Origin of the sequence: Streptomyces sp. WAC 06738 (assembly GCF_003945505.1) — a bacterium.
In the GTDB taxonomy this organism is placed as follows: domain Bacteria; phylum Actinomycetota; class Actinomycetes; order Streptomycetales; family Streptomycetaceae; genus Streptomyces.
On the sequence record NZ_CP029618.1, the window covers coordinates 2631318 to 2650775 of the forward strand.

Sequence of the window (19458 nt, forward strand, 5' to 3'; positions counted from 1 at the left end):
GGCGGCCCCTGTGCCGCCTTCTCACGGACGCAGCAGGTCGGGGACGCCGTCGGCGTCCGGGAGATCGGGGGCCGTGGCGACGACCGTCAGCCGCTGCGTCGCCCGGGTGAGGGCCACGTACAGCACCCGCAGGCCCGCGGGCGACTCGTCGGCCATCTCCGCGGGCGAGAGCACCACCGTCGCGTCGTACTCCAGCCCCTTGGCCTCCAGGCTGCCCAGCACCACCACCCGCTCCCCCAGCCCTGCGAGCCGGGTGCGGGCCTCGTCGCGGCGGCCCATGGGCACCACGACGCCCACCGTGCCGTCCACGTCCGCCAGCAGCCGCCCGACCTCCGCGCGCACCGTGTCGTACGGATCCGCCCCCGCCGCCGCGAACGCCGGCACCACCCCGGTCGACCGCACCGCCTCCGGCGGCTCGGTGCCGGGCATGGCCAGCGCCAGGACCCGGGAGGCGACCTCGGCGATCTCCGCCGGGTTGCGGTAGTTGACGGTCAGCGTGAAGCGGCGCCGCGGGCGGCTGCCCAGCGCCTCCGTACGGGCCGCGGCCGCCTCCTCCGGGTCCGGCCACGAGCTCTGCGCCGGGTCGCCGACGACCGTCCACGTCGCGTGCCGCCCGCGGCGGCCCACCATCCGCCACTGCATCGGCGTCAGGTCCTGCGCCTCGTCGACGATGACGTGCGCGTACTCCTGCCGCTCCTCGTCCCGGCGGCGCACGGCGGGCGCGGTGCGCTCCCCGTACGTCGTCAGCTCCTCCAGGCCCGTCAACTGGTCCAGCGGGTCCAGCTCCCGCGGTCTGGCCGGCTTCGCGGGCGCGCCGAGCAGCACCCGCAACTCGTCCAGCAGCGCCACGTCGTGCACGGTGAGCCCGTCGCGGGCCAGCGAGCGGGCGAGGCCGCGGACCTCGCCCGGGTTCAGCACGCGCCGCGCGAAGCCCGCGAGCCGCCGCTCGTCGGCGAGCGCGGCGAGCACCGCGCGCGGCGTCAACTCCGGCCACCAGGCGTCGAGGAAGGCGAGGAAGCCGTCCTCGGTGGAGATGTCCTCGTCGAATCCCGCCCGCGCCTCCGCCGCCAGCTCCGGGTCGTCGTAGCGCGGCCGGGCGCCGGACTTCTGCCAGAGCGCGTCCAGCAGGAAGCGGCGGGCCCTGGCCCGCAGCAGGTTCACCGGCGCCGTGCCGCCGAGCACCGCCTGGCGTACGCGCCGCAGGTCCCGCGCGTCCAGCTCCACCCGGGCGCCGAACGCGACCACCCGCAGCCGCTGCGGCACCTCGCCCGCCGTCAGCGCCCCGCGCGCGGCGCGGCGCAGCACGCGCACCATCCGCGCCGAGCCCTTGACCCGGGCCACCCGCGGCTCGTCGTACAGCGTCACCGCCCCGTCGTCGATACCCTCGACGAGCGAGCCCACCGCCCGGATCGCCACCTGCCCCTCCTCGCCCAGCGACGGCAGCACGCCCTCGGTGTACGCCACGAGCAGCGGCGTCGGGCTGACGACGAGGATCCCGCCCGCGTACCGCCGCCGGTCCTGGTACAGCAGGTACGCGGCGCGGTGCAGCGCCACCGCCGTCTTGCCGGTGCCGGGGCCGCCCTCGACCTCCGTGACGGACGCGGCGGGGGCGCGGATGACGGTGTCCTGCTCGGCCTGGATGGAGGAGACGATGTCGCGCATCGCGTGCGTACGGGCCCGGCCCAGGGCCGCCATCAGCGCGCCGTCGCCGACGACGGGCAGCGCGGCGCCTTCGAGCGTCACCGACAGCTCGGGCCGCAGCAGGTCGTCCTCGACGCCGAGCACCCGGCGCCCCTTGGAGCGGATCACGCGGCGGCGCACGACCCGGCCGGGGGCGACGGGGGTGGCGCGGTAGAAGGGCGCGGCGGCGGGGGCGCGCCAGTCGATGACCAGCGGAGCGTAGTCGGCGTCGAGGACGCCGAGGCGGCCGATGTGCAGGGTCTCCGCGATACGGGCGCGCTGCTCGCCGCCTTCGCCGGCGGCCGATACGGCGTCGTCCGCGGGCTCGACGGAGGTGTACGCGCCGTCGGGGCCGCGGACGCCGTCCTTGCCGGGCAGGAGGTCGATGCGGCCGAAGAGGAAGTCCTCGAACTCGCTGTTCAGGCGGTTGAGATGGACGCCGGCGCGGAAGACCTGGGCGTCGCGCTCGGCGAGCGCGCCGGGGGTGCCGACCTGGCCGCGCTTGGCGGCGTCGCTCATGAGGAACTCCGCCTCGTGGATCTTCTCCTCGAGGCGGTCGTACACGCGGTCCAGATGTTCCTGCTCAGCCTGGATCTCGCGATCCCGGACGGAGTCCGGGGCGGTGATGTGCGCGGTCACCCGCGGCCCCCTTCGTGCGGAAAAGGCAGCCGTTCATCTTACCTCTCGCGCGGAGGTGACCGGAGGTCAGCCCAGGTCGGCGGGGGTGTGGAGCGGACGGGGTGACCGGAGGTCAGACCAGGTCGGCGGGGGGTCAGCCCGCTTCTGCCGGGACGATCACCAGTCTGTCGCCCTCCGACGTGACCACCTCGAAGTGGTCGATGTCGTCCGGCGACATGCTCGTGCCGCCCGAGGTCCGCAGGCTGTTGCCGCCGCCCTGGCCGCTCGCGCCCGCGTTCCTGCCGTCTCCGGCGCCGTAGCCGTCCGCCGGGACGCCCCAGCTCGTGACCGTCTCGTGCGAGCCGTCCTTGCCCACCGCCTGGAGGTCGCAGCGGCGCGGGCCGCTCACCCCGCGCAGGTCCAGGTCCACGCTCGTGCCCCAGGTCACCGGGCGCATGCTGATCCGGGCCTCCACACCCGTCTCCGGGTCCACGGCCCTCACCTCCTGCCCCGCGACGTCCGTGCGCCGCTGCTCCGGCGCCGGGTCGTCGCCGGTGAGCACCACCGCCGTCACCACCGGCGCCGCGACCGCCACCACCGCCGCCGCCGTCACCGCGACGACCAGCCGCCTGCGCACCCGGCGCTGCCGGGCCCGTACCACCGTCAGCTCCGCCAGCAGCCGGTCGAGCGCGCCCGGCGGCGGATCCTGCGGCGGCGGTACGTCCGCCAGCATGTCGGCGACCGGCACCAGTTCCGCCAGCGCCGCGGCGCACCGCTCGCAGCCGGCCAGATGCTCCTCGAACCGCTCCGCCTCGTCGTGCTCCAGCGCGCCGATCGCGTACGCCCCGACGTCCGGATGCCGTTTGCCGGTCACGGCACCACTCCCCGTTCCTCCAGCGACAACCGCAGCGAGCGCAGCGCGTAGAACACCCGTGAGCGCACCGTCCCCGCCGGTACGCCCAGCACCTCGGCCGCCTCGTTCGCCGTCCGGCCCTTGAAGTATGTCTCCACCAGCGCGGCGCGGTGGGCGGGCGTCAGGTCGTCGAGCGCTTCGGAGATCGTCATCAGCCGCAGCACCCGGTCGGTGTCGTCGGCGGCCGGGACGCTCTCCAGCGGCGCGGAGTCCGTCTCGCGCGGGCGCGCCTGCCGGCTGCGGTGCCCGTCGATCACTATCCGGCGGGCCACGGTGACGAGCCAGGGCCGCACGGAGCCGTCCGCGGCCGCCAGTTCGTCGGCGTGCCGCCAGGCGCGCAGCAGCGTCTCCTGGACGACGTCCTCCGCCCGGTGCCGGTCCCCGGCGACCAGGCGCAGCACGAAGCCGAAGAGCGGGCCCGCGTGCTCGCGGTAGAGGACCCGCATCAACTCCTCGTCGGGAGTCGGCTTCGAGCGCTGCGCTGCCACCACGGCATCGTCCCGCATCCCTCACCTCCGGGTCGAGGAGTACGGGGATCGCCGCCGGGGCGTTCAACGGTCCGCCCGCGCGGATGCGTTATGCCCGGATCTCGGCGTATTTGGTGTCCGCGTGCGGGTCGAGGGAGAGCCGGTAGCCGCGCTTGACGACGGTCTGGATGAGCTTCGGCACCCCCAGCGCCGTACGCAGCCGGGTCATCGCCGTCTCCACCGCGTGCTCGTCGCTGCCCGCGCCCGGCAGCGCGCGCAGCAGCTCCGCGCGGGAGACGACCCACCCCGGCCGGTGCGCCAGGGCGCGCAGCAGCGACATCCCGGCCGGCGCCACGGGGCGCAGCGCGCCGTCGATGATCACGGCGTGGCCGCGGATCTCCATGCGGTGGCCGGCCACCGGCAGCGTCCGTACGCGGCCTGGGAGTTCGAGGGCGACGAGCTGGACGAGCGGCCCGAGGCGGTAGCGCTCGGGCTGGGCGGTCGGCACGTCGTGCCGCTCCAGCGGCAGCGCCGTGAGCGGCCCGACGCAGGCGGGCAGCACGTCGTGGCGCAGGGCGTCGAGGACCTCGTCGCGGCAGTGCCGGGCGGCCGCCCGGTCCAGGAAGCTCGCGGCGGCCGGGGCGCTGGTGAACGTCACGGCGTCCACGCCGCGGGCGGCGACCGCCTCCAGCAGCCGGTCCAGCGGCGCGGGGTCCTCCGGCGGCATCCAGCGGTAGACCGGTACGACGATGACCTCCGCCCCCGCGGCCCGTAGCGACTCGACGAAGCCCGGCAGCGGCTCGCCGTGTTGCTGGAGCGCCACCCGCCGGCCCTCGGCGCCCTCGGCGAGCAGCCGCTCCAGCACCTCCGCCATCGACTCCGACGCGGGCGACCACGACTCGGTGAGCCCCGCCGCCCGGATCGCGCCGCGCACCTTCGGCCCGCGCGCCAGCAGTTCGACGCCCGCGAGCTTGTCGAGCAGCGCCTCGCCGAGGCCCCAGCCGCCGGCGGCCTCGACCCAGCCGCGGAAGCCGATGGCGGTGGTGGCGAGGACGACGTCGGGAGGGTCGCTGATGAGCGCCTGGGTGGTGTGGAGCAGTTCGTCGTCGTCGTGCAGGGGCACGATCCGCAGCGCGGGCGCGCGGTGCACGACCGCGCCGCGGCGGGCCAGCAGCGTGCTCAGCTCGTCCGCGCGGCGGGCGGCCGTGACTCCGACGGAGAAGCCCTCCAGGGGTTTGACCTCGGCGGGTACGGTCATGGTTCGCTGCTCCCCGGTCGGTGCCGTTCGTGCCGTGCCATGGTGCTCCGCTCAGACCCCCGCGTAGGCGGGCTGCCGCGAATCCGGGCCGTCCGCGCCGTCGGCGCGCGCCGCGGGCCTGCGCGGCCCGCGCAGGTACACGACCCAGGTCACCACGAAGCACACAGCGTAGAAGACGAGGAACGCCACACAGGCGGCCGTGCCGTTGCCGTTGGAGAGGAACGACTGCCGGAAGGCGAGGTTGATGCCGAGGCCGCCGAGCGCCCCGACCGCGCCGATGAGCCCGATCGCGGCGCCGGAGAGCCGCCGCGCGTACGCGTTGGCCTGCTCGCCGCGGAGCCCGAGGGCGATCGCCTTGGCCTGGTAGATGCCGGGGATCATCTTGTACGTGGAGCCGTTGCCGAGCCCGGAGAAGAGGAAGAGCCCGACGAAGCCCACGAGGTACACGGGCAGCGACTCCCGTACGGACGCGAAGACGACGACGGCCGTCGCGGCGGCCATGGCCGCGAAGTTCCACAGCGTGATCCGCGCCCCGCCGTACCGGTCCGCCAGCCAGCCGCCGACCGGCCGGATCACCGACCCGAGGAGCGGCCCGATGAACGTCACGGCCGCGGCCTGGAGCGGGGTGCGGTCGAACTGGGTCTGCAGCACGAGACCGAAGGCGAAGCTGTAGCCGATGAACGAGCCGAAAGTGCCCACGTAGAGGAACGACATGATCCACGTGTGCGCGTCCCTGACCGACTCCTTCGCCGCCCCGGTGTCGTTCCGCACCGGCGCCAGATTGTCCATCCGCCACCACGCGAGCGCCGCGGCGACCACGATCAGCGGCATGTAGATCCCCAGCAGCACCCGCGGCCGCCCGTCGCCCGCGACGGCGATGACGAGCAGCGCGGCGAGCTGGATGACGGGCACCCCGATGTTGCCGCCGCCGGCGTTGAGCCCGAGGGCCCAGCCCTTGCGGTGCAGCGGGAAGAAGGCGTTGATGTTCGTCATCGAGGAGGCGAAGTTGCCCCCGCCGACTCCGGCGAGCGCGGCGACCAGCAAGAAAGTGCCATACGACGTCCCGGGCTCCATCACGGCGAACGCGGCGGCGGTCGGCAGCAGCAGCATCAGCGCGCTGAACACCGTCCAGTTACGGCCGCCGAAGCGCGCGACGGCGAAGGTGTACGGCACCCGCACGCAGGCGCCGACCAGGGTGGCGACGGAGACGAGGAAGAACTTCCCGGCCGCGTCGATGCCGTACTCGTCGCCCATGAAGAGGACCAGGACGGAGAAGAGAGTCCAGATGGAGAAGCCGATGTGCTCGGAGAAGACGGAGTAGAGGAGGTTGCGGTTGGCGATCTTCTCGCCTTTCTCCGCCCAGAACGCCTCGTCCTCGGGATCCCACTCCTCGATCCAGCGCTTCCCCTTGCGCGCGGTCTGCCCGGAGCCGGTCATCGCAGCCGTCCCTGCCCTTCGTCGGCGTGCCGCACCCGCGGAAGGGGCGGCGGATCTGGTTCAGGGTGACCGTAGGGACGGTGGGTTTCCACCCTGTGTTGACAAGTGACGCACGCGCAACCTTGCCCTCACTCAAGGGGGACTTGACAGGTGAGGAAACGGTGCTCACGGCGGGTGGACGAGCCTGTTTCGGGGGCTGGACCAGGGTGTTTACCGGGATTCACCTGGATGTAACAGGGGGCGGGGCGGTGGCCGGAAGGCGATGGACGGGGCGGGGGTAGGCGGGGTGGAACGCGGCGGGGGGCGCCGTCGCCGACGTCGCCGCGCCCGCCGCGGCGTCCGCGGCGCGCACCGCGGCGGCCAGGGCGGCGTCCAGCTCGGCCGCGGGGCAGGCGAGGCGCGCGTTGACCAGCGCCCGCGCCGACCGCATCGCGCCGCCGTCGGCGTCCACCGCCGGCGCCCGGCCGTCGCCGACCGCGGACGCCTTCGTCGTCCGGCCGTCGTCCGCGGTGAGGTGGACCTTGGCGTGACCGACGAGGGCGGCACCGGCGGTCAGTTCGGCGAGCAGGGTCGCGGCCCAGCGGGCGGAGGGGAAGCCGGCGGCGGAGTGCGGGGCGCGGACCTCGGCGGTGTGGTTGAGCCAGGCGAGGCGGGCCTCGGCGGCGGCATAGCGGTCGTAGTCGATGACGAGGTCGCGGTCCGCGGGAGCGGGGTGGCGGGCGGCGTCCGCGGGCCCCGCCAGGGTCTCGGCGAGGGCCGGCAGGCCCGTGCCGGTACGGGCCGAGTACGTCAGCAGCGGTGTGCCCGGGTGCAGGGACGCCAGCGCGGTCCGTACCGCGGCCGACAGCGCCGGGTCCACGGCATCCGCCTTGTTGAGCGCGATCACGTCGGCGTCGGCGAGCTGCCGGTCGAAGAGGTACGCGAGGTCCGCCTCCCCGGCCCGGCCGAGGGCCGCGAACCGGGCCGGATCCACCACCGTCAGCAGCGGCGCGACGCGGAACCGCGCCCCGTACCGCCGGCGCAACGGCCGTACGACCGTGGCCTGGAGGTCCGTGCAACTGCCGACCGCCTCGGCGAGGACCGTGTCCGCGCCGTACTCCTCGACGGCCCGCGTGACGACGTCCAGCAGGTCCTCGAAGCGGCAGCAGAAGCAGCCGCCGGTGACCTCCCCCGCCCAGCCGGCGGCGGCCTCGGCGAGGCGGGTGTCGACGAGGTCGTCGCCCTGGTCGTTGGCGATCAGCGCCACCCGCCGCCCGCGGGCGCGCAGTTCGCGGGTGAGGGCGGCGAGGGTGGTGGTCTTGCCGGCGCCGAGGAACCCGCCGACGACGGCGAAGGTCACGGAGGCGGGCACCGGTCCGCCCGGAGCGGCGCCGGGAACGGCGGAGGCACCCGGGGCGTCCGGCGTACGCGGACCGCTCATCGGTACGTCACCTCCAGCGTCTCCCCCGCCCGTAGCGTGACCGCCTCGGCGAACTCCGCCGCCACCCGCCCCTTCCCGGCCGACGTCCCCCGCACCGCGACCCGCCGCCGACGCCCGTCCCGCCCGATCGCCTCCGCCGTCGCCCGCGCCCCGGCGCGGGCGGGCGCGGCAAGCGAGGTGAGCCGCAGCGTCCCGTAGCGCAGCTCCGCGCGCGCGGTCAGCGTGCTGCCCCGGCGCCGCTGGCGGTACAGCCCCCAGCCCTCCGCGGTGACGAACGCCGCGGCGAAGTCCCCGCCCTCTTCGAGCCGTGGCGCGAAGCCGAGCCGACCGAGCGGCCCGTGGTAGTCGAAGCCGGTCGCGGCGAGGTAGACGGCGTGGCTCATCATGGCGCGCGCGTAGTGGTCGGAGCACTCGATCTCGTTGTACGGGTTCCGCTTCTCCGCGCTGTGCCGGTCGTGCACGGCGCGGGTGACGGCCAGGGCCTCGTCGGTCATGCCCTCGTGCATGAGGTGGGCGGCGAACTGGTACTCCTGCCCGGTCCACACCTCGTTGAAGTACCCGATCGCGAACGGCTCGCCGCTGCCGGGCGCGGTGTCGCTGCCGCCGAACGGCCAGGTGCACATGACGGTGCCCGCCTCGCCCTCGGTGGAGTAGATCCGGCCGCCGGGGATGCCGGAGACGTCCTTGTAGGACTGCGCGTCGGGCAGGAAGTTGTGCCGGTAGAGGTTCGCGAGCGCGGTGCGCGCCTTGTCCCCGGGGAAGACGCGCGGCAGGCCGAGCTGGAAGGCGTACGTCTCGCCGTACATCTGGTCGATGTGGCAGCCGCGATTGGAGTTGATGGCATCGGCGTGGGCGGGGTCGACGAGGTGCTCGAAGTAGCCGTAGCGCTCGTTCCACATCCGCGCCTCCAGCTCCTTCGTGCCGCGCGCGGCCAGCTCGCGGCACTCGGCGGCGAAGGCGGCGTCGGCCATCTCGTCGGCCATGGCCGCGGCGGCGTGGAGGGCGGCGACGTAGAGGCCGGAGATCCAGGGGATCTCGCCGTACCAGGAGGCGTCGAGGGTGTTGTACTGCTCGCCTTCGAGGACGCCGTCCGCTTCCCGGCCGTCGAGCGCGTCGGCGCGTATCAGGTACGCGGTGGCCTTCTTCACGCGCGGCCAGACGCGGGTGAGGAAGGCGCTGTCGGGGGCCATGAGATGTTCGCGGTACGTGCGCAGCACGTTGCCGCACTGGCCGTCGTGGGCGACGTGCCGGGCGGCCTCGCCGCGGTAGTCGACGGCGCCGGTGTCCTCGTGGAAGGCGAGCCCGAGGTCGACGCGCTCGCGGGTGTCGCGCTCCAGGGCGGGGAAGAGCCGGGCGGCGGACTGGGCGTAGTTCCACACGTGGGTGCAGGTGCCGTCGCAGCAGTACAGGCCCTCCCAGGCGTAGAAGCGGCCGTCCTGGAAGCGGTGGACGGTGGAGGTGGCGAGGGTGGAGGCGGGGGCCAGGGTCCGTTCGAGGAACCAGTGCGGGAGGGTGGCGTCCTCGTACCAGGTGCGGACGAACTCCCGGGTCGCCGCGGCGAGTTCGTCGCCGCGGGCCGCGGTGTGGGCGGCGGCGGCCCGGGCGTCGGCGAAGCGGGTGCCGTAGTGGCGGCGCAGCGAGCCGGCGCCGGTGAGGTAGCCGAAGAGCTGCCGGTCGACGCGGTCGAAGTGCCAGGCGAGGGTGAAGCGGACGCGCGCGGTCTCGCCGGGCGCGAGGCGTACGGGGACGGTGACGGTCCCGGCCTGGCCCCCGGTGGAGCGGGCCCGGCCGCCGTCCGTCTCGGCGGGGGCGTCGGCGGAGTCGAAGAGCGCGTCGGGGGTGGACCAGTCGGCGACGGAGGGCCGGACGCGGGCAGCGGGGTGGGCGGCGGCGAGCGCGAAGGTGCCGTGGTCGGTCAGCTCGTCGAGGGGCTGTTCGGCGACGGGGGTGTCGGTGAAGCGGATCCGGTCGACGTTGACGTGGCCCCAGCCGCCGGTCGACTCGTCCACGATCTCGATGGTCGCCCGCTTGCCCTCGTGGGCGCTGACGTCGTACGCGCGCGGGGTCATCGGCTCGGCGTTGCGGCCGGTGAAGGAGGCGACGGTCTCGCCGTCGACGACGACGTTGACGCACGCCGTGCCGGCCTGGCTGCCGCCGCCGACGGCGACGGCGACGTAGCGGCGCTCGATGGTGAACGGCTCGCTCACGAGCTTGCCCGTGTGCCCGTCGGCCGCGGCGGCGTCGCCGCCGGCGCGGAAGTGGTGGGAGGTGACGAAGCGGGTGCCGGAGACGCCGAGATCGCCGAAGCGCTTGAAGTAGTCGGGACACTCGGCCTCGGTGACGGGACCGGGCCCGAAGGCGGTGCCGGTGGCGGTCCAGCGGGAGTAGTCCGTACGCTCCCAGTCCTCGAAAACGATTTCCTCGCGCGGCGGTTCGGGACTCGTGCCCGCACGGGCGCCGAACTGCACGCCGGTGGCGGCGCCTTCGAAGGGGGCGGCGGTGAGGGTGACCGGCTGGGCGGTGCGGCTGCGCAGGCACACGGGGTTCTCGGCGAAGCCGAGGAGTTCGGCCGTGAGCGGGCGGTTCGCGGTGTTGCGGAGGGTGTAGTCGAGGACGGTGACGGGGAGCGAGGAGTCCTCGACGGCGGTGGGGACGAAGGGGGAGTACGCGTCGAGGGTGACGGCGAGCGGAACGCCGGGGTCGGCGTAGGTGACGGTGCCGAGGGGGTAGCGCCCGCGGAAGACGACGTCGGCGAAGCCGTCGCCGTCGAGGGACGCGGTCCCGCCGCCCGCGGCCGACGCCCACCGCAGGGCGAACCCGGTGGCGAACGGCGCGGTCACCGGCAGCGGTTCCGCGTAGTGGATCCCCTGCCAGTCGGCGCCGCCGTACGGGAAGCTGTCGGGGTTGTCCACCTCCCACAGCCACAACCGCCCGTCCCCGGCGAGGTACACCTGCCCGGCGGCGATCCCGCCGACGGGCATGCCGACGTTCTCCAGCGCCTCCCCCCGGTACGCGGTGGCCTCCCCCCGCCGCCGCAGCTCCTTGAACCACCCGTCGTCCAGCCCCTTGTCCGCGGGCACCGCGACGGCACTGCGCGGCGGCAGCCCCAGCGCCACGGCGGCGGCGGCGCCGAGCGCGACGAACCCGCGCCGGTTGAGCCCGTCCGGCACCGCGGAGCCGCGCGGCGGACAACAGCCGGTGCCGGGGCGGCAGTCGTGCTCACCGGCTCGTCCGGCGTGGTCGACGGTCATGACGGCCCTCCGCATCCCTCGACTCCACGATCTGAAATCGATTTCGGAAGCTAGAGACGCCCACGGGGACCGTCAACCCCCCGCGCACGAAAGGCGGTGCGCTCCTCCCCGGTCCAGCGCGGCCGGTGCGGTGCCGCCGGGGCCGGCTCGCGTCCTCCTCGGCTTCGCGGCTCGAACGGATATAGTTAAGTACATGCTTAAGTATGGGCCGGAGGCGGCGGACCGGGTGTTCCACGCGCTCGCGGACGGGAACCGGCGGGCGGTGGTAGAGCGCCTGACCCACGGCCCGTCCACCGTGAGCGAGCTGGCGGCCCACCTCGGGGTGACCGTCGCCGCGACCGTCCAGCACCTGCGGGTGCTGCAGGACAGCGAGCTGGTGCGGTCGGAGAAGACCGGGCGGGTCCGTACCTGCCACCTCGACCCGGCCGGCCTCCGGAGCGCCGAGGCGTGGCTGCAGCGCCGGCGCACGGCGTGGGAGCACCGCCTGGACCGCCTCGGCGCGGTCCGATGACCCTCCGGCAACGGGTCCAGGACGTCCTGGACGAACTGGTCGCCGACGGGGCCGAGACCGGCGTGCAGGTCGCCGTCCACCATCGGGGCCGTCGGGTCGTCGACGCCGTCGCCGGCCTCGCCGACGGCACGACCGGGCGGCCGGTGACCCCGGAGACCTTGTTCTTCGGCTTCTCCACCGCCAAGGGCGTGACCGCGTTGCTCGCCCACCTGCTGGTCAGGGACGGCCTGATCGGCTACGACACCCCGGTGGCGGAGGTGTGGCCGGAGTTCGGCGTACACGGCAAGGAGACCGCAACCTTGCGGCAGGTGCTGACGCACACGGTGGGTGTGGCGGCGATGCCCGGCGAAATCGGTCCCGCCGACCTCGCCGACTGGCCACGGGTCTGCGCGGCCCTCGCCGGCGCGGAACCGCGGTGGCCCCCCGGCTCCCGGACCGGCTATCACTCCTTCACCTTCGGCTTTCTGGTCGGTGAGATCGCGCGCCGCGCCACCGGGCAGCCGGTGCGGCGGCTCTTGCACGACTGGATCGCGGCACCCCTGGGAATCACCGGTGAGCTGTACTTCGGCGTGCCCCCGGCCGCGTTCCCCCGTCTCGCCCGGCTGGAGGACGCCGAGCCCCGGCTCGCGGGCCCGGGGGCGCACGACGGCATCCTCGCGCCGTGGGAACGGCAACCCCGGGCGTCGATGGGCAACGACCCCGGCTTCCTCCAGGCCGACGTCCCGTCCGTGGGCACTTTCACCGCACGGGGGATCGCGACCGTCTACGCGGCGGTCCTGGACGGCCGGCTGATCGCCGCGGAGCAACTGGAGGAGCTGTCGGCGGTCGCCTTCGAGGGCACCGACCAGGTTTTCGGCAACCCCGCGCGGCTGGCCCTGGGCTACCCGCTCGGTCGCCTCGGCGCCCCGGCGGACGAGGCACCGACCGCGTTCGGCTGGCCCGGTGGCGGGGGCAGCTACGCCTACGCCGACCCCGCCACGGAGACGTCGTTCGCGGTCACCAAGAACCGCCTCACCCCCGGCTTCGCCACCGCGCAACGCCTCTCGGACCTTGTGACCGCCGAGCTCGGCCCGCTCACCTGAAGCCGTCGCCGTGATCGCCGGTGCGCCAGGCCGGACCGAGGCGCAGCCTTGAGAAGGGCTCCGCACCGGCCGGCCACGCACCCGGATCGCGAGTCCCCTCCCGCACGAACCGCCCGCCCGCGACCCCGCTCCGCCCCGGGCGCCGGCTCACGGCTGCCACCGGCCCGAGTGCCCGGGCCCGAGGGCCATGTCCCGCCGTGCCGCCGCGTAGTACGCCTCGCGCGCCACCCGCTGCTCCCCTACCAGGGCCGACCACGCATCCGGATCGCGGGTCCCGTCCCGTACGAACCGCTCCATCGCCGCGACCGCCCCGGCCCATTCCCGGCCCGCCTCCACCACCTCGGGCGAGCCGAGCAACAGCATCTCCTCCCAGGCGAGATCGCGGGCCTGGGAGGCATCGCCCAGCCGGGGCGCGGCTTCCTGCGGCGGCAGGGGATGGGGGTTGCCGTCGTTGCCGAGGTGGGCACCGACGCGGAACAGGAGGCTGACGGCGGACTTCACGGCGAGGGCATAGCCCTGGTACGCGGCGAGACGCCGCTCCTCCCACCGGACGACGCGCTCCCGCCGGAACCGCACCCGCTCGCCGTGCATGACGGCGACATACGACCCAAGAGCCCCGACCACCACCCCGACCAGGGCAGGCAACTGCTCCGCAAATTCCCCCACGCCCGCACCGTACCGGCTCCGCCTGGGGGCGCGGGGGGGGCCGGTTACGCGGTTTCCCGTTCCGTCAACCGTGATCGCTTGACCCGCGTACCGCAGGCTCAGGAGCATCGAGCCATACGCGGGGTACTGGCAGCGGCACACGCGAGAGGGCAAGCGGTCAACGACCCCATCAATTCGGGGTCGAAGAAACACCTCACCTCATCCCACGGCAGGCCGGCCACCCCCCGTGGTGCCCGGCACCCTGGTGGAACGCAGCCCCGTTTCCCTTGACCACGGACACAGAGGCCCGAGGGCGCCTGATCGCTCAGGGGGCGTGCAGGGCCTGGTCTGCGGTGGCCAGCCAGGCGTCCGGTGGGTGGTGGAGCCAGTCGTGCTCCCGGGCCAGGGTTCTCGCTGCCGTGCGCAGCGCCGTCAGGCCCGGGTGGGTCAGACCGTTGCGCCAGGTCAGGGAGACCGGGGACAGCGGGACCGGGGTCGTGAGGGGGCGGAGGGTCATCGCGGGGATCGGGGCGAATTCCGTGGTGGCCAGGACCGACCAGCCGTGTTTGTGCACGAGCCGCACGAACTCCGCCTCGCCGTCGATCTCCGGGAACGGCGCCGCCAGGCGGATGTCGTGGGCGGCGAAGAGTTCGCGGGCCAGGTCCGTCCACTCCGCCGTCGCCGCGTTGCCGTCGGCCGCGTACAGGGTCTCGCCCGCCAGCGCCGACAGCGGCACCTCGGGCCCGGCCGCCAGCGGGTGGGCCGACGGCAGCAGCACCGCCATCGGCTCCAGCCGCACCAGCTCGTGCCGCAGGCCCACCCGCGTTTCCGCGGCCAGCCCCGCCACCCGGCCGAACGACACGTCCAGCCGCCCCGCCGCGATCTCCGCCGCCGCGCCCGTCAGACCGCTGTGGAAACGCGCGACCAGCTCCAGTTCCGGCGCCGCCGCGCGCGCCGCGTCCAGGACCCGCTGGCCCGTGCTGTAGCGCGCGCCCACGTCGACGAGGAGCGGGCGGGTCCTGGGGTCCGCCGCTGCCGCCAGGTCCTCGTACGCGGCGAGCACCCTGCGGGCGTACGGCAGCAGCCGCTCGCCCTCCGCGGTCAGCCGCACCTGGCGGGTGGTACGGGCGAACAGCTCCGCGCCCAGCTCGCGTTCGAGCCTGCGGATGTCGCGGCTCAGCGCCTGCTGCGCCACGTACAGGCGTCCTGCCGCGCGGGTGAAGTGCAGTTCGTCCGCCACCGCCGCGAAAGCGCGCAGCAGCCGCGGTTCGACGTCCCGGGGTGCGGTCGGCATCCGGCCATTTCACCAGACTTCCCGCTGGCAGCCTGGTCCTTCAGGGTCGGGAGAAAGAGTCGTTGGCTGAGCGGTGCGGAGCGCCGCAGCAACGTGCCGGTGGAGCCGGTATGGCTGGTCATCAGGCATTGTCAGTGTCTCTGGTTACGGTGAAGGGGTGAAGGTTGTGGTGCAGGTGAAGCTGCTGCCGGATGCCGTGCAGGCGCCGGCACTTGAGGCGACCCTGCGCATGGTCAACCGGGCCGCCAGCCACGCCGCGGCAGTGGCGTTCCATACCGGCAAGACCTCCCGCAACGACCTCCAGAAGGAGGTTTATGCGGGCCTGAAGGCGGACTTCGGGCTCTCGGCGCAGGCGGCGGTGCGGACGGTGAAGAAGGTCGTGGACGCCTACGCGACGCTCAGGGCGAACATGCGGGCCGGGAACCTCGGACCAGAGGGATCGAAGCGGCACCGCAAGGCGGAATCCAAGCCGATCGTCTTCCGTGCGGATGCGGCCCAGCCGTACGACGACCGGATCTTGTCCTGGCAGTACGACGCACGAACTGTGTCCATCTGGACGACTGCAGGGCGATTGAAGGGTGTGCGGTACACGGGGCAACCCGACCATCTCAAGACCCTGCGCGAGTATCGGCGGGGCGAGACCGACCTGATGTACCGGGGCGGGAAGTGGTTCCTCCTTGCGGTGTGCGAGATCCCCGAGCCGCAGGTGTACCAGCCGGTCGACTGGATCGGCGTGGACAGGGGGACGACGAACCTGGCCACCACGAGTGACGGCGCCAACTATCAGGGCCGCCGTCTGACCCGGTACCGGCGCTGGCACACGAAGAAGCGGGGCGAACTGCAGGTGAAGAAGACCCGCAGCGCCAAGCGCCGCGCCCGGCGACGGGCACGGCGCGAGTCGCGGCACGCCTCCCACATCAACCACCGGATCAGCAAGGAAGTCGTTGCCGTCGCACAACGCACCCGGCGCGGTATCGCCCTCGAACAGCTCGACGGCATCCGTGAGCGGGGAACGGCCTCTCGCGACCAGCGGGCACGGCTTTCTTCCTGGCCCTTCGCCCAGCTCGGCGCGTTTGTGGCGTACAAGTGCCGCCGGGCCGGGGTGCCGTACCTGGAAGTGGATGCCAGGTACACATCCCAGCACTGCCCGCGCTGCGGGCACACCGCGAGGAACAACCGTCCTTCGCGGGATCACTTCCGGTGTCGTCGGTGCGGGCTCGCTGGCCCGGCCGACCACGTCGCCGGGGTCAACGTGCGCGACCGTGCACGCTCGGCGTGGGCTTTCGTCAATACGCCCGTACCACAACGGAACTAGCACCTCCTGTCCAGTGGTAGATGCGACCCGTGACCGTCCTGTCGTAGAGGGCAGTCGGGAGCGCGAACCCGGTGTGAAGGACCCGGCTTACTAGCGGGGTCCCTCAGGGCCGGGTGGTTGACAACGTACGCGCGTGAATGGCCAGCGATCAGGTGTTGGACCCCCGCAGCCGCCCGCGGCCAGCCTTTCCCGCATGCCCCTACGCTCCCCGCGGCACCTCCTCGCCCCCTACCGCCGGCTCTTCGCCGTCCCCGGCGCCCGCGCCTTCACCGCGGGCAACCTCGTCGCCCGGCTGCCCATGGGCATGTTCTCCGTCAGCGCCGTCATCATGATCGCCGAGCGCTACGGCTCGTACGCCCTCGCCGGCGCCGTCCCCGCCGCCGGGCTCGCCGCCACCGCCGTCGTCGGGCCGCTCACCGCGCGGCTCGTCGACCGGCGCGGCCAGGCCCGTATCGCCGTGCCCGCGGCGGCGATCGCCGCGCTCGGCTCGCTGGTGCTCGCGCTCTGCGTCCACCTCCGCGCCCCGGCGTGGACGCTCTTCGCCGCCTACGTCCTCACCGCCACCACCCCCAACACCGGCGGCATGTCCCGCGCCCGCTGGGCCCACGCCTTCCGCGGCCCCGGGCCCGGCAACGCCGCCGCCCTGCACACCGCCAACTCCTTCGAACAGGCCGCCGACGAACTCTGCTTCATGACAGGACCCGTCCTCGCCGCCCTCCTGTGCACCACCGCCTTCCCCGAGGCGGGCACGGTCACCGGCGCCGTCCTGCTGATGGGCGGCATCCTCCTCTTCGCCTCCCAGCGCGCCACCGAGCCCCCGCCCCGGCCGCGCGCGCCGGGCGAGCGGTCGCGTTCGCCGCTGCGGCGGCCCGGGTTTCCGCCGCTGCTGGCGGTGTTCTGCTGCGCGGGAGCGGTGTTCGGGTCGATGGAGGTCGTCACGATCGCGTACGCGGACCGCCTCGGCAGGCCGGCCGCGGCGGGCGGCATCCTCGCGCTGCTGGCCGCGGGCTCCTGCCTGGCGGGCCTCGTCTACGGGGCGCGGCGCCCGGCCCACGCGGATTCCCCCGCGGGCCCGGGGGGTTCGGACGTCACGGAGGTGTCCGTCGCCGAGACGCCTGTCACGGAGACGTCGGAGGCCGCGGACACGTCCGCCCCCGAATCCCTCTTCCTCCGCTGCGTCCTCGCCATGGCCGCCCTCATGCTCCTCCCCCTCCTCGCCGCCGCCACCGGCCGCCTCGCCCTCCTCGCCCCCGCCCTCCTCCTCGCGGGCATGGCCACCGCCCCGACGATGATCACCGGCATGTCCCTCGTCCAGGCCCGCACCCCCGCCGGCCGCCTCAACGAGGGCATGACCCTCGCCGTCACCGCCCTCCTCGCCGGCATCGCCGCCGGGTCCGCCACCGGCGGCTGGGCCGCGGGCGGCCCGGCCGCCGGTGCGCCCGCCGCCGCGTACGCCGTCCCCCTCGCCGCCGCCACTGCCGCCGCACTCGCCGCCACCGCGCTCGCCCCCGCCGGGCTCAAGGCGGCGCGCCGCCCCGCGGCCTGAAGCAGATCCCCGGCCAAGGCGATTTCCCGGGCGGTCTGTTACATTCCGTTGGCTGCGCTCCGCGCAACGCCCCACCGCAGCACCTTCCCGGTGGATCGACTCCCGCCGAATATCAGGGAATTGAATACGGGCATTCCCAAACCGGGATTTACGTCCCGGCCGCCCCGGATTAACATCTTCCCGCATCGAGCGCCGCCCCGACGAAATTCTTCTGCCTCCGCACATGCGTGCCGCCTGACTTTGCGCTGCCCATTTCCCTCTGCGCCGACGGGAGTTTTCTCATGGACAACGTCTCACGCCGGAAAGTGCTTCTTTCGAGCGCGGCCGTGGGCGGTGCCGCCGCCCTCGGCGCCGGCCAGCTCGCCGCCGCGACCTCGGCAGGAGCCGCCGCCGGCGTGCCCGCCTCGACCATCACCCCCGCCGACGCGCGCTATCCCGACTTCGTCTCCGGCAGCAACGGCCGCTGGCGCGCCGACCCCGAGGCGATCCGGGTGGCCACGGCCACCGAGCAGGTGGTGGCCGCGGTGGAGGAGGCCGTACGGGCCGGAAAGCGCGTCTCCGTACGCAGCGGCGGGCACTGCTACGAGGCATTCGTCTACCACTCCGACGCCCAGGTCGTCATCGATCTGTCGGCGATGAATGACATCTCGTACGACCAGAAGAGACGCGCCTTCGTCATCGAGCCCGGCTGCACGCTGATGGAGGTCTATATGGAGCTCTATCGCGTCTGGGGGGTGACGATTCCGGGTGGTTCCTGCTCCTCCGTCGGCGCCGGCGGCCATATCCAGGGCGGCGGCTTCGGGCTGCTGTCCCGGGCGTTCGGGCTGACGGTCGACTACATCCACGCGGTCGAGGTCGTCGTGGTGGACGCCTCCGGCAAGGCCCGCGCGATCGTGGCCAGCAGCGACGAGAACGACCCGCACCACGACCTGTGGTGGGCGCACACCGGCGGGGGCGGCGGCAACTTCGGCATCGTCACCCGCTACTTCCTGCGCGCCCCCGGCACCGAGCGGCTGGCGCCGGAGAAGCAGTTGCCGCAGCCGCCCGGCGAGGTGTACGTGCACCAGCAGTCGTGGCCCTGGAGCAACATCGACGAGGACCGCTTCCGCACGCTGCTGCGCAACTACAGCGGCTTCTACGAGGAGTACAGCGCCCCCGGCAATCCGTACGCCGGCATGTTCAGCATGCTCGTGTGCAGCACGAAGGCCAGCGGCTCGATCTCGATGACCACCCAGATCGACGCCACCCAGCCGGACGCGGCGCGCAAGCTGGACGACTTCCTCGCCGAGATCGGCGGGCACATGGGCGACGCCCAGCCGACGACGCTCTCCACGAACGAGATGCGGGCGATGCCCGACCTCTTCGCGCCGCAGGCGCGGCCGTGGCTGGTCGCCACCCGCCAGCTCGGCGGCTCCGGCTGGGGCGGGCGGGGCGACTACAAGTCGGCGTACCTGCGGCGGGCGTTCCCGGACGAGCAGATATCCGCGATGTACAAGAACCTCACCGAGACCGACCAGCGCAGCGCGCTCGTGTCGATCGACTCGTACGGTGCGCAGGTCAACGCGGTCGGTACGGACGCGACCGCGGCGCCGCAGCGGGACTCGATCATCAAGCTCCAGTACCAGGCGTACTGGAGCGAGCAGTCCGAGGAGGCGGCGAAGCTCGGCTGGATCCGGAACATGTACCGCGACGTGTACGCGGACACCGGCGGCGTCCCCGTCCCCAACGAGGTGAACGACGGGTGCTACATCAACTACCCGGACATCGACCTCGGTGACCCGCAGTGGAACACCTCGGACACCCCCTGGCACGACCTGTACTACAAGCAGGCGTACGTGCGGCTGCAGCGGGTCAAGGCCGCGTACGACCCGGGGAACGTGTTCCGCCACGCCCAGTCCGTCCGGCTGCCCGAGTAGGCGGCCGCGGCGACGGCGCCCGGCCCGGGGCGCAGGGGACCCCGGGCCGGGCGACGCGCGCGCCGTTCGACGTGCGCCGGGGCCGGGTTCGACGGGGCGGCGGGT

The 19458-nt window shown here is 73.8% G+C and carries 14 protein-coding genes; 5 read left to right on the top strand and 9 right to left on the bottom strand.

Annotated elements, in window-relative coordinates; translation table 11 throughout:
* Positions 1–21 precede the first annotated feature (21 nt).
* The 7 genes from DMB38_RS11085 to DMB38_RS11115 all read right to left on the bottom strand — a co-directional run bounded on the left by DMB38_RS11085 (position 22) and on the right by DMB38_RS11115 (position 11044).
* A complete protein-coding gene (locus DMB38_RS11085; RefSeq protein ID WP_125935030.1) occupies positions 22–2319 on the bottom strand; it encodes a UvrD-helicase domain-containing protein in 2298 nt (765 codons plus the stop codon).
* A 133-nt stretch (positions 2320–2452) separates the two neighbouring features.
* Positions 2453–3172, bottom strand: a complete 720-nt coding sequence (locus tag DMB38_RS37465; protein WP_125935031.1) for a zf-HC2 domain-containing protein — start codon at positions 3170–3172, stop codon at positions 2453–2455.
* Complete coding sequence (locus tag DMB38_RS11095) at positions 3169–3717, bottom strand: sigma-70 family RNA polymerase sigma factor (protein ID WP_125935032.1); 549 nt, start codon at positions 3715–3717, stop codon at positions 3169–3171. Before DMB38_RS11095 ends, DMB38_RS37465 begins: the two co-directional genes overlap by 4 nt.
* Positions 3718–3787: 70 nt before the next feature.
* Positions 3788–4936, bottom strand: coding sequence for a uroporphyrinogen-III synthase (locus tag DMB38_RS11100; protein WP_125935033.1), 1149 nt, complete (start codon positions 4934–4936; stop codon positions 3788–3790).
* A 51-nt stretch (positions 4937–4987) separates the two neighbouring features.
* Positions 4988–6373, bottom strand: a complete 1386-nt coding sequence (locus DMB38_RS11105) for a nitrate/nitrite transporter (RefSeq protein ID WP_125935034.1) — start codon at positions 6371–6373, stop codon at positions 4988–4990.
* Positions 6374–6593: 220 nt separating this feature from the next.
* Positions 6594–7793: a GTP-binding protein gene (locus DMB38_RS11110; RefSeq protein WP_240662119.1), complete on the bottom strand. Its 1200-nt coding sequence runs from the start codon at positions 7791–7793 to the stop codon at positions 6594–6596.
* Entirely contained in the window at positions 7790–11044 is a 3255-nt protein-coding gene (locus tag DMB38_RS11115) for a GH116 family glycosyl hydrolase (RefSeq protein WP_125935035.1), read from the bottom strand. The genes DMB38_RS11110 and DMB38_RS11115 overlap by 4 nt, the downstream gene beginning before the upstream one ends.
* A 193-nt stretch (positions 11045–11237) precedes the next feature.
* Here DMB38_RS11115 and DMB38_RS11120 point away from each other — a divergent pair, with 193 nt between their 5' ends.
* Positions 11238–11555 carry a metalloregulator ArsR/SmtB family transcription factor gene (locus DMB38_RS11120; protein WP_125935036.1) on the top strand — a complete coding sequence of 106 codons (318 nt, stop codon included), beginning with the start codon at positions 11238–11240 and terminating at the stop codon, positions 11553–11555.
* Positions 11552–12637, top strand: coding sequence for a serine hydrolase domain-containing protein (locus DMB38_RS11125; RefSeq protein ID WP_125935037.1), 1086 nt, complete (start codon positions 11552–11554; stop codon positions 12635–12637). The genes DMB38_RS11120 and DMB38_RS11125 overlap by 4 nt, the downstream gene beginning before the upstream one ends.
* Positions 12638–12784: 147 nt before the next feature.
* Here the strand turns inward: DMB38_RS11125 and DMB38_RS11130 are convergent, their stop codons facing one another.
* Positions 12785–13303, bottom strand: coding sequence for a hypothetical protein (locus tag DMB38_RS11130; RefSeq protein WP_125935038.1), 519 nt, complete (start codon positions 13301–13303; stop codon positions 12785–12787).
* A gap of 304 nt (positions 13304–13607) precedes the next feature.
* On the bottom strand, positions 13608–14576 hold the full coding sequence (locus tag DMB38_RS11135) for a LysR family transcriptional regulator (protein WP_125935039.1): 969 nt from the start codon (positions 14574–14576) through the stop codon (positions 13608–13610).
* Positions 14577–14733: 157 nt separating this feature from the next.
* On the opposite strand from DMB38_RS11135, the gene DMB38_RS11140 reads away from it, so the two are divergent.
* The 3 genes from DMB38_RS11140 (at position 14734) to DMB38_RS11150 (ending at position 19353) form a co-directional block, all read left to right on the top strand.
* Positions 14734–15891 carry a transposase gene (locus tag DMB38_RS11140; protein WP_240662120.1) on the top strand — a complete coding sequence of 386 codons (1158 nt, stop codon included), beginning with the start codon at positions 14734–14736 and terminating at the stop codon, positions 15889–15891.
* A gap of 193 nt (positions 15892–16084) precedes the next feature.
* Positions 16085–17437: an MFS transporter gene (locus tag DMB38_RS11145; protein WP_125935040.1), complete on the top strand. Its 1353-nt coding sequence runs from the start codon at positions 16085–16087 to the stop codon at positions 17435–17437.
* A gap of 281 nt (positions 17438–17718) precedes the next feature.
* The gene (locus DMB38_RS11150) at positions 17719–19353 is read left to right on the top strand and encodes an FAD-binding protein (protein WP_125935041.1); all 1635 of its coding nucleotides are present in this window, start codon (positions 17719–17721) and stop codon (positions 19351–19353) included.
* The last annotated feature ends 105 nt before the right edge of the window (positions 19354–19458 follow it).